Origin of the sequence: Micromonospora sp. NPDC049004 (genome assembly GCF_040649315.1) — a bacterium.
Lineage (GTDB): Bacteria > Actinomycetota > Actinomycetes > Mycobacteriales > Micromonosporaceae > Micromonospora.
In genome coordinates, this window is the sequence record NZ_JBEZFG010000001.1 from 868283 (window position 1) to 878451 (window position 10169).

General features: G+C 73.3%; 10 protein-coding genes. 7 read left to right on the forward strand and 3 right to left on the reverse strand.

What is annotated here, in order from left to right:
* Positions 1-63 precede the first annotated feature (63 nt).
* From AB0B97_RS03915 to AB0B97_RS03925, 3 genes are read left to right on the forward strand one after another with little or no spacing between them, the layout of a single operon-like run.
* Positions 64-1023 (forward strand): ATP-binding cassette domain-containing protein, encoded by a 960-nt coding sequence (locus tag AB0B97_RS03915; RefSeq protein ID WP_357490383.1) that lies wholly within the window; start codon positions 64-66, stop codon positions 1021-1023.
* Complete coding sequence (locus AB0B97_RS03920) at positions 1020-1793, forward strand: ABC transporter permease (RefSeq protein WP_357490385.1); 774 nt, start codon at positions 1020-1022, stop codon at positions 1791-1793. Before AB0B97_RS03915 ends, AB0B97_RS03920 begins: the two co-directional genes overlap by 4 nt.
* The gene (locus AB0B97_RS03925; protein ID WP_234589578.1) at positions 1790-2554 is read left to right on the forward strand and encodes an ABC transporter permease; all 765 of its coding nucleotides are present in this window, start codon (positions 1790-1792) and stop codon (positions 2552-2554) included. Before AB0B97_RS03920 ends, AB0B97_RS03925 begins: the two co-directional genes overlap by 4 nt.
* A gap of 7 nt (positions 2555-2561) precedes the next feature.
* Here AB0B97_RS03925 and AB0B97_RS03930 read toward each other — a convergent pair whose 3' ends face one another.
* On the reverse strand, positions 2562-3401 hold the full coding sequence (locus AB0B97_RS03930; RefSeq protein ID WP_357490387.1) for a thioesterase family protein: 840 nt from the start codon (positions 3399-3401) through the stop codon (positions 2562-2564).
* A 78-nt stretch (positions 3402-3479) separates the two neighbouring features.
* On the opposite strand from AB0B97_RS03930, the gene AB0B97_RS03935 reads away from it, so the two are divergent.
* Together AB0B97_RS03935 and AB0B97_RS03940 are read left to right on the forward strand one after the other, a co-directional pair.
* Positions 3480-4640, forward strand: coding sequence for an acyl-CoA dehydrogenase family protein (locus AB0B97_RS03935; protein WP_357490389.1), 1161 nt, complete (start codon positions 3480-3482; stop codon positions 4638-4640).
* Positions 4641-4673: 33 nt separating this feature from the next.
* Positions 4674-5729, forward strand: a complete 1056-nt coding sequence (locus AB0B97_RS03940; RefSeq protein ID WP_357490391.1) for an acyl-CoA dehydrogenase family protein — start codon at positions 4674-4676, stop codon at positions 5727-5729.
* 79 nt (positions 5730-5808) lie between these two features.
* Here the strand turns inward: AB0B97_RS03940 and AB0B97_RS03945 are convergent, their stop codons facing one another.
* Positions 5809-6204 (reverse strand): VOC family protein, encoded by a 396-nt coding sequence (locus tag AB0B97_RS03945; protein ID WP_344360591.1) that lies wholly within the window; start codon positions 6202-6204, stop codon positions 5809-5811.
* 79 nt (positions 6205-6283) lie between these two features.
* Between AB0B97_RS03945 and AB0B97_RS03950 the strand changes: the two genes are divergently transcribed.
* Positions 6284-7813, forward strand: a complete 1530-nt coding sequence (locus tag AB0B97_RS03950; RefSeq protein WP_357490393.1) for a GMC family oxidoreductase N-terminal domain-containing protein — start codon at positions 6284-6286, stop codon at positions 7811-7813.
* 17 nt (positions 7814-7830) lie between these two features.
* Here the strand turns inward: AB0B97_RS03950 and AB0B97_RS03955 are convergent, their stop codons facing one another.
* Positions 7831-9108, reverse strand: coding sequence for a condensation domain-containing protein (locus AB0B97_RS03955; RefSeq protein WP_357490395.1), 1278 nt, complete (start codon positions 9106-9108; stop codon positions 7831-7833).
* A 78-nt stretch (positions 9109-9186) separates the two neighbouring features.
* Here AB0B97_RS03955 and AB0B97_RS03960 point away from each other — a divergent pair, with 78 nt between their 5' ends.
* Positions 9187-10155, forward strand: coding sequence for a ferritin-like domain-containing protein (locus tag AB0B97_RS03960; RefSeq protein WP_234589604.1), 969 nt, complete (start codon positions 9187-9189; stop codon positions 10153-10155).
* Positions 10156-10169 lie beyond the last annotated feature (14 nt).

The window sequence follows — 10169 nt, forward strand, 5'->3', positions numbered from 1 at the left end:
TATCTGGCTTTACACAGACAAGCGTTGATATGGTTCCGGCATTCCTGGCATGAGGGTGGTGCGATGTCACAACAGTTGATCCAGGTCAGCGATCTGCGCCGGTCGTTCGGCGCGACGGCGGCTGTCGACGGGGTGAGCTTCGAGGTGGCCGCGGGTGAGGTGGTCGGCCTGCTCGGCCCCAACGGCGCCGGCAAGACCACCACGATCCACTGTCTCACCACGCTGCTGAAGCCGGACTCCGGCACCGCCCGCGTCGCCGGCTTCGACGTCGTCGCCCAGGGCGCCGAGGTGCGCCGCAGCATCGCGGTCACCGGCCAGTTCGCGGCCCTCGACGAGCTGCTGACCGGCCGGGAGAACCTGGTGCTGTTCGGCCGGCTGCTCGGGTTGGGCCGGCAGGCGGCCGCCGCCCGCGCGGACGAGCTCGTCGACCGCTTCGACCTGGGTGAGGTGGCGGGCAAGGCGGTACGCACCTACTCCGGTGGCCTGCGCCGCCGCCTCGACCTGACCGCGAGCCTGGTGGTCGACCGGCAGGTGCTGATCCTCGACGAGCCGACCACCGGCCTGGACCCGCGCAGCCGGCGGGCGCTGTGGGAGGTCGTCCGGGAGCTGCGTGACGGCGGCACGGCCGTGCTGCTCACCACGCAGTATCTCGAGGAGGCCGACCAGTTGGCCGGACGGGTCCTGCTCATCGACCACGGCCGGGTCGCCGCCGAGGGCACCCCCGACGAGCTCAAGCGTCAGCTCGGCGGCGCGGTCTGCGAGGTGCGCATCGAGGACCCGCGGGCCCGGGCGGTCGCGGCCTCGCAGCTGCGGGCGGCGTTCGAGGGGCTGACCGAGGACGAGGACGTGCTGCGGCTGGCCGCCGGCTCCGGCACCCTGACCGAGGTGGTGCGGCGGCTGGAGTCGGCGGGTGTGGAGGCCGACGACGTCACCGTGCGGCGGCCCACCCTGGACGAGGTGTTCCTGTCCCTGACCGGGTCCGACGACACCGAGAAGGCGGACGCGGCGGGGGCCGGCCGGTGAGCACCGCGACCGCGGTGCCGGCCGGCGGGCTGCGGCAGTTCGCCGTCCTGGCCGCCCGCAACCTGCGCCAGGCCCGCGCGGGCCGGTCGGTCGGCCTGACAGTCGTGTTCCCGCTGACGTTCTTCGCCGGTTTCATGGTGGTCTTCCAGCGGCTGATGTCCGACTACGGGATCGCCTACGAGCAGTTCCTTCCGCCCGCGATCGTCGTGCAGACCACAGCCCTGGTCGCCATGTCGGCCTGCTACCTGATCGCCGGCGACGCCCGTAGCGGTCTGATCTCCCGGTACCGGACGCTGCCGATGAGCGCGGTAGTCGTTCCGGCGGCCCGGCTCGTGGTGGACGCCGCCCGCGCCGCCGTCGCGGTGGCGGTGATCCTCGTCGCCGCGGTGCTCGTCGGTTTCCGGTTCACCGCCGGGGCGGCCCGCGCCGCGGGCTTCGTCCTGCTGGCGGTCGGCTTCGCGGTGGTGCTCGCGGCCGGCTGCGCGGCACTGGGGCTGGGCGCCCGCGACCCCGAGCAGGTGTACTCGGCGCTGACCCTGCCGTACCTGGTGCTCACCACGGTCTCCACCGCCTTCGTCCCGGTCGACGCGTTTCCCGGCTGGCTGCAACCGGTGGTCGAGGTGTCACCGTTCTCCGCGCAGGTCGACGCGTTGCGGGCGCTGTCCACCGAGGGCGCCGACGCGAGGGTGTGGCCGGCGCTGGTCTGGTTGCTGGTCCTGGGGCTGCTGTTCGGCTCGGCCGCGGCACGTTCGTTTCGGAGGAGCCGATGAGTACCGTCACGCAGGCCTCGCTGTTCGCCGGGCGTAACCTTCGCCGTTTCTTCCGGGCGCCGCCCGCGCTGGTCTACTCGTTCGCGTTCCCGGTGCTGCTCCTGCTCACCCAGTACGCGGTGTTCGGCCGGATCGTCGGTGACGGCGACCGGCAGCACTACCTGGAGCGGTTGGCTCCGCTGGTGGTGCTGTCCACCGCCGCGTTCGGGTCGCCGTCGAGCGCCGTCGGTTTCCTGCGGGACCTGCGCGGCGGGCTGGTCGACCGGCTGCGCACCATGCCGGTGGCGCCGGGGGCGCTGCTGGCCGGTCGGGTCGTCGGTGACGTGCTGCGCATCGTCGGCATCGGAGCGCTCACCACTGGCGTGGCGATGCTGCTGGGTTTCCGGTTCCGGGAGGGGCCGCTGGCCGTCGTCGGCTTCTTCGCGGTGATCGCGCTGTTCGGTGTGCTGTGGGCGGCGATCGCGTTGTGGCGGGGCTCCGGCCCCGGTGACGAGGAGTCGCTGCCGCCGTCGCTGACCGGCCCGGCGACCCTGCTGTTCATCTTCTCCTCGGGGTTCGTGCCGGTGTCGGCGTTCCCCTCGGTGGTGCAGCCCGTGGTGCGGGCCAACCCGTTCTCGGTGGCCACCGAGGCGCTGGTCGGCCTGTCCAGCGGTGGGCCGGTGCGGTGGCCGGTGCTGCAGACCCTCGCGTGGGTGCTCGGACTGGGTGGGGTGTGCCTGCTGGTGGCGGTGCGCCGGTTCGGTCGCCGCGCCGACGGCTGAGACCGCGTCAGACGGGGCTGGCCATCCGGTAGAGCATCTGCTGCCCGCCGGTGGCCAGCAACAGCCCGCTGTCGGACCAGACGCGGGCGCGGGCGCCGAGCACGCCACCGGTGGCGGCGGCGGCCTCGCCCTCCACCAGCAGCCAGCCCGTGCCGTCGTCGCCGCCCTGGAAGCCCACGTACAGGTCCATGCTCGGGGCCATGAACGTGGTCCGCTCGAACGCCTGCACCACCGCCGGGAACTGCACCACGTCGACGGCGAAGACGAGCCGGGCCGCCGCCAGCCAGGGGTCCGCGTCGGCCGGCAGCTCCTCGTGCAGCCGCAGCCAGCCCCGGATGGTGGGCACACCGTCGCGTTGCGGCTGCCAGCCGCCGGCGGGCCAGCCGGACAGCCGTACCTCGTAGCACCGCTCCCAGATCGGCAGCACCGGCAGGCCGTCGCGGCGCATCAGCTCGACCAGGGTGGGCAGCTCGTCGGGCTTGGGCAGGTCCGGTGGCGGCATCCAGCGCCGTTCGGGGCCGATGAGGCCGGCGGCGATGGTCCAGACGTACGCGGCGAGCAGGATCCGGCCGCGCTGGCGCAGGGTGACGTGCAGGGCTGCGGCGCGGCGGGTGCCGTGCACGCGGGTGACCTCGACGTCGACCTCGCCGTAGCGCGGGGGCGCGAGGAACTGGCAGCTCAGGCTCACCGGCAGCATGGCGCCGGCCTCCTCGCCCGCCGCGCGCAGCGCGATCGCGGCCAGGTAACCGCCGTTGGGCCCCCACACCGACCAGTCCTCGCACAGGTGTGCCTGGTAGTGCCCGGCTGCGGTCTGTCGTACCGCGGCGTCGTCCGCGAGACTGGCCATCGAGGACCCCTTCCGGCGTCGGGACGCGTGAAAACAAGATACTGCAGATCAAAACCAGATACGAGTACGATGCGGCGCATGGATCTGCGTGACAGCGCCGAGGAGGCGGAGTTCCGGGCGGGCCTGCGGGCCTGGTTGGCGGGCGCGGTGCCGGTGACCGCCGGCCCGGACGGGGCGCCGCCGCAGGGTCGGTGGGGCGACATCGAGGCGGTGCGGTCGTTCACCCGCGCGCTGCACGCCGCCGGGTACGCGGGCCTGACCTGGCCGGCCGAGCACGGCGGGCGCGGGTTGTCCCCGGCCCACCAGGCGATCTACCTGGAGGAGACGGCCCGCGCCGAGGCCGCCGAGCACATCGGGGTCATCGGCCTGGGCATGGTCGGGCCGACAATCATCGCCCGCGGATCGCCCGAGCAGCGCGCCTGGTACCTGCCGCGCATCCTCACCGGGGACATCATCTTCTGCCAGGGCTTCTCCGAGCCGGAGGCCGGCAGCGACCTGTCCGCCGTGCGGACCGCCGCGCGCCGCGACGGCGACGAGCTGGTGGTGACCGGGCGCAAGGTGTGGTCGTCGTACGCGCACCTCGCCGACCACTGCCTGCTGCTGGCGCGCACCGACCCCGACCAGCGCCGCCACCGCGGGCTGACCTGCCTGCTGGTGGACCTGCGCTCGGCCGGCGTCACGGTGCGCCCGATCCGGCAGATGACCGGCGAGGCCGAGTTCGCCGAGATCGAGTTCGACGAGGTGCGGGTGCCGCTCGACGCGGTGGTCGGTGCGCTCGACGACGGGTGGCGGGTCGCGATGACCACCCTCGCCCACGAGCGGGGCACCTTCGGGTTCACCCTGACCGCCCGGCTGGACGTGGCGTTCCGCCGGCTGGTCGCGACCGCCAAGGCCCGTGGCCGTGACACCGACCCGGTCGTGCGCGACCAGATCGCCGCCCGCTACGTCGAGTTGGAGGGTCTGCGCTGGACCAACCGGCGTGCGCTGGCCGCGTTGGCGCGTACCGGGGTGCCCGGCCCCGAGACGTCGGTGATCAAGCTGCGCTGGTCGCAGGCGCACCAACGGCTCACCACCCTCGCCGTGCAGCTGCTCGGCGACGACGCCGAACCGGACGGTTGGGACCGCTACTGGCGGCACCAGATGCTGCGCAGCCGCGCCAACACCATCGAGGGCGGCACCTCCGAGGTGCTGCGCAACCTGGTCGCCGAGCGCGTACTGGGCCTGCCCCGGTCGTACTGACGCACCGACTCGCCCACGACGAGGGGAGACCTCATGGACTTCGCACTGACCGGGGAGCAGGAGGCGCTGCGGGACACCGCGGCGAAGTACCTCGCCGACGACCGGGCCACCGACGACGGCCGGGCGTGGGCCGAGGTCACCGACCTGGGCTGGCTCGACGCCGAGCTGGGCACCGTGGAGGTGGCGTTGCTCGCCGAACGGATGGGCTGGGCGCGCAGCCCGTCACCCTGGTGGGCCACCGTCGGCCTGGCCGGCCCGGCGTTGCGGGCGGCGGGCCGGCCCCTCGCCGCTCCCGCGACGCTGGCCTGGGCGTGGACGAACGGCCCCGGCGCCCTCGGCGAGGCGGTGGCCGCCGCCCGTGCGCCGGCGTTCACCCCGGGGGTCGGCTGTGCCGTCGCCGCCGACGGGACGCTCACCGGCCGCGCGATCCGTGTGCCACACGCGCTCGACGTGGTGGACCTGGTGGTGGTCGCGACCGGGCCGGGCGGGATCGAGCTGCGCCTGGTCGACGCGTCGGCGGCGCGGGCGACGTCGGCCGGGGCCGGCGGGCAGGCCCTGGACCCGAGCCGTCAGGTCTCGACTGTGGAGCTGACCGGCGTACCGTCGACGCTCCTCGTGGCGGCGGACGCTGCTGCCGACGTGCTCGCGCTGACCCGGCGGCGGACCCTGGCGCTGCTCGCCGCGGAGGCCGTCGGCGTGGCGGCGAGGGCGCTGAGCTGGGCCAGCGGGTACGCCGCCACCCGCACCCAGTTCGGAACGCCGATCGGTGCCAACCAGGCGGTCGCGCACCCCCTCGCGGAGTGCTACGGCCAGGTCGAGACGGCCCGGTCGCTGGCCTACCGGGCCGCGTGGGCGGTCGACGCCGAACCGGGCCAAGTCGCCGACCGGGCGGTGCTCACGGCAGGCGTGGCCGCCCGGGAGGCCGCGATGACCGCCTGCGAGGTGGCCATCCAGACGTACGGCGGCAGCGGCTTCACGTGGGAGCAGCCGCTGCACCACTGGTATCGCCGGGCGTGGTGGCTGGCGACCTTCGACGGCACCGTCGCCGGCACCCGGGCCGAGCTGGCCGGGCTGTTGCTGGACGACTGACCCCGCCGCGAAGCTCGTGGGCCGAGCCGGCCCCACGGCGGCGGAAGCTGCCCGCGCGCCGTGGGTCAGCGGTCGGTGGTCAGGACGAGCCGGGTCGGTAGGAGCCGAAGCTCCACAGGTTGCCCTCGGCGTCGCGGACCGAATAGCCCTGGCCGCCGTAGTCCTCGTCGCGGAGCTTCTGCACGACCTCGGCGCCGGCGGCGACGACCCGTTCGTAGTGCGCCGCCACGTCGTCGAGCACCACATAGGTCGCGGCTGGCCCGGTGTCCAGAACGAGTCGGCCGTCGCTGCCGTCCGTCTGGGAGGCGAGCATGACCATGCCGTTGCCCCAGGTCAGTTGCGCGTGACTGATGGAGTCGTCCGGGCCGGGGACGACCAGCTCGGCGCGGAAACCGACGACGTCGACCAGCCACTGGATGGCGGCCGGCGCGTCGCGGTAGCGCAGGGTGGGGATGACTTCCGGGCCTCTGCTCATACCCGAGAGTCTAATGAAGAATCGCGGATAGCACATGTGATGCGTCCTGGCATGTCGTGTGTTCGGCTACGCTGAGCCCATGCTTCGCTACGATTTCGTGGTCGTCGGTGCGGGCGCGGCCGGCGCGGTGCTCGCGGCCCGCCTGAGCGAGGATCCGGCCCGTTCCGTGCTGCTGCTGGAGGCGGGCCCCGACCTGGTCGGGGCCGCGGTGCCCGAGGCGTTGCGGACCGGTTCGGTGGAGGCCGAGGACGGCTTCGACTGGGATCTGCGGGCGACAGTCGTCGCCGGGCGGGAAGCGCCGCTGCGGCGGGGTCGGGTCGTCGGCGGCTCGACGCAGATCAACGACCGGGGCGCGATCCGGGCCCCGGCCGCCGACTTCGTCTCCTGGGGCGGCCGCGGCCTGCCGGAGTGGGACTGGCCGGCGGTGCTCCCGGCGTTTCGCCGGTTGGAGGCCGACCAGCAGTTCGGCGACAGTGACCACCACGGCGCCGACGGGCCCGTCCCGATCACCAGGTGGCCGCGCGGTGAGCTGACGCCGGCGATGGACGGCTTCCTGCAGGCCACGCTCGGCTTGGGCCACGACTACCAGGAGGACATGAACGCCCCCGACGCCGTCGGCATCGGGACGTACCCGCAGAATCGGCGCGACCGGCTGCGGATGTCCACCGCCCTCACCCACCTCGACCCGGCCCGGTCGCGGTCCAATCTGGTCGTTCGCGGCGACGCCGAGGTCGAGCGCGTGCTGCTCGACGACGGTCGGGCAGTGGGTGTGCAGGTCGCGGGGGAGCGGATCGACGCCGGGGAGGTCATCCTCTGCGCCGGCTCGCCGTACAGCCCGGCTCTGCTGCTGCGCTCGGGGATCGGCCCCGCCGACGAACTGCGCGCGGCCGGCGTCACGCCGCTCGTCGACCTGCCCGGCGTGGGCGCCGACGTGATCGACCAGCCCGGCGCGATCATCCTGGTGGTCCCCGAGCCGGAGACGATCGGCGGCGACTGGCCGCGTACGCAGCTCATCGCCCGGCTCGCCGGCATCCCGGGCCACGAGGCCGACCAGGCGTTCTACCTGAGCCTGTTCACCGGCATGAGCACGTCGCGGGGCCCCGGCGCGGGTCTGGACCGGATCATCGGCGTCGACCAGGTCAACACCGTGATGATCGGCGACATGGCGATGGCCTCGCGCGGGCGCATCTCGGTGCGCGACGCCGACGGGACGAGCCCGCCCGTTGTCGACCTCGGGTTCTACACCGCCGAGGGTGATCTGGCCCGGATGCGCGACGCGTACCGGCACGCGTGGGAGATCGCCAACCAGGCCGCCTTCACCAAGACTGTCGCCCGGTTCGCACTCGTCGACGACGCGGTGGTGGGCGACGACGAGCAGCTCGACCACCTGCTGCGCGCCACCACGTACAGCCGGTTGAACCTGGTCGGCGGCGCGCGGATGGGCGCGGCCGACGACCCGGGCGCGGTAGTGGACGGGCGGTGCCGGGTACGCGGCGTGGCCAACCTGCGGGTCGTCGACGCCAGCATCGTTCCGGTGCCGCTACGCGCGCCGGCCGCGTTGACCAGCATCATGATCGGCGAACGCGGGGCCGAGCTGATCGCGGGCTAGGGGTGTCGACACCCGCCCTAGCGGCGTAGCAGCGCCGACAGCGCGACGGCGGGGTTGCCCACCACCGCCCGCGCCACGGTGACGTAGCCGTCGAGCAGGCGTTCGGCGTCGGACGGGGCGAGCCGTGGCGTGTGGAACAGCACCACGCGCAGGCCGTCGCCGCGCGGGGCGAGCGCCAGCTCGGTGCCGAAGCGGCTCCCGATCGCCTCGGGGACGAGCAGCTCGAACTCGGTGTCGCCGACGCGTACGCGGTGGGACAGCTCCGCCATCATCTGGAACACCACGTCGTCGACCCGGCCGCCCAGGTTTGCGCTGCCGGTGGCGACGGCCTGGTAGGGCTGCTCCTGGTTGGCGAACGCGGCGGCGGTCGTCGCATGGGTCGCCTGGAGCAGGGCCGCGAAGGTGGCGAACGGTGGCAGCCGGGTGCGCAGCACGACCATGTTGGCGCAGAACCCGACAGTGCGTTGGCTCTCCGGCCGGGCACGGTTGGCGAACAGCGAGGCGACGGCGAGGTCACCCTGCCCGGTGACCCGGTGCAGGACGGCGTAGTAGACGGCCAGGGCCACGGTGAACAGCGTCGTACGGTGTCGCCGGGCCAGGGCGCGCAGCCCGCCGGCGACGTCGGCGTCGAGGTCCCGGGCCAGCACGCCCGGGGTGGCGTCCGGGGGCGGCTCGCGGTACGGCAGGCGCGGCAACCGCAGCCCGGTCAGCTGAGCGCGCCAGAACTCGCGTTGCCGGTCCAGCTCGGTGCCGGCCAACCGATCCTCCTGCCAGGTGACGAACTGCGGGTACTGCCAGCGCACCGGGGGCAGCTCGGCCCGCGCGTCGGCGTAGAGGGTGCGCAGCTCCTCGAAGAGCAGCCCGCACGACCACGCGTCGGTGACCAGGTGGTGCATGGTGAAGCACACGATCACCTCGTGGTCGCTGACCCGCCAGGCGGTGGCCCGGGTCGGCCACTGGGTGACGTCCACCCGGGTGGCCAGCTCGGTGGTGACGGCGGCGTCGGCGGCGGCGTGCGGATCCGGCTCGCCGCGCAGGTCGACGACCCGCAGCTCGACGGGTCGGGGGTCGTGCACGAGCTGGGACAGCCGTGGTCCGCGACCCACGACGGTGGTCCGCAGCGCCTCGTGCCGTGCGGTCAGCGCGGTGAGCGCCCGCTCCAGCGCGCTCAGGTCGACCGCGCCGGTGAGGCGGCACAGCAGCGGGCAGTTCAACGCCCCGTGGTCCGCCCGGTAGTGCTCGATGATGCCGAGCAGTCGCTGTCCCACGGAGGCCGGTACGGGTCGGGGGGCCACGCCACGACGGTACCGCCCGTCGTTGTATCTGTCATCAAGGGTCTGGCATCTTGTGTTCTCTCTCGGTACCTTGGGCGCATGTCTGGTCTGTCGGTGACCACCCCCGTGCGTGCGCAGCTGACGTGGCACTACGAGTCCGAGATGCCCCGGGTCCTCTCCCTGTACGAACGGGCCAAGAGCGCCCAGTGGAACGCCAGCACGGATGTCGACTGGTCGATCGAGGTGCCGTTCGGTGAGCCGCTGCCCGACGACTCCGCGTTCGCCATGGCGTCGTTCGAGGCGTCCCCGCTGGCGCGGCGCGGCCGGCCCATGTGGGACACGTTCCGCTGGGAACTCCAGTCGTGGATGGTGAGCCAGTTCCTGCACGGTGAGCAGGGCGCGCTGGTGGTCGCCGCGCGCCTGGTCGAGGTGGTGCCCGACCTCGACAGCAAGTACTACGCCGCGAGCCAGGCCGCCGACGAGGCCCGGCACGTCGAGGCGTTCTCCCGCTACCTGCGCGAGAAGGTGCCGCACCCGTACCCGATCAACCCGGCGCTGTCCGAGCTGATCGAGGACCTGCTCTCCGACTCCCGGTGGGACATCACCGCGCTGGGCATGCAGATCGTGGTCGAGGCCCTGGCGATGGCCGCGTTCCGGCTGGCCAACAGCACCTTCCACGACCGCCTCATCTGCGACATCACCCGCCTCGTAGCCCGCGACGAGGCCCGGCACGTGTCGTTCGGGGTGCTGTCGCTGGAGGGCATCTACCGCGAGATGACCAGCGCCGAACTCGCCGACCGCGAGGAGATGGTGCTCGACTCGGCGAGTCTCATGCGCCGCCGGTTCCTGCTCGAGGACGTCTGGGATCGCATCGAGGTCGACCGGGGCGAGGGCGTCGACTTCGCCGCCCACAACGAGCTGATGATCAAGTATCGGCAGGCCATCTTCGCCCGCGTGGTCACCGCGCTGGCCAACATCGGCCTGCTGACTCCCCGCGTCCGCGAGGGCCTGGAGCGGCTGGACCTCATCGGGTTCGCCGACCGCTCGATCCGCGTTCCCCGCGCCTGAGGAGTCGGGAGAAG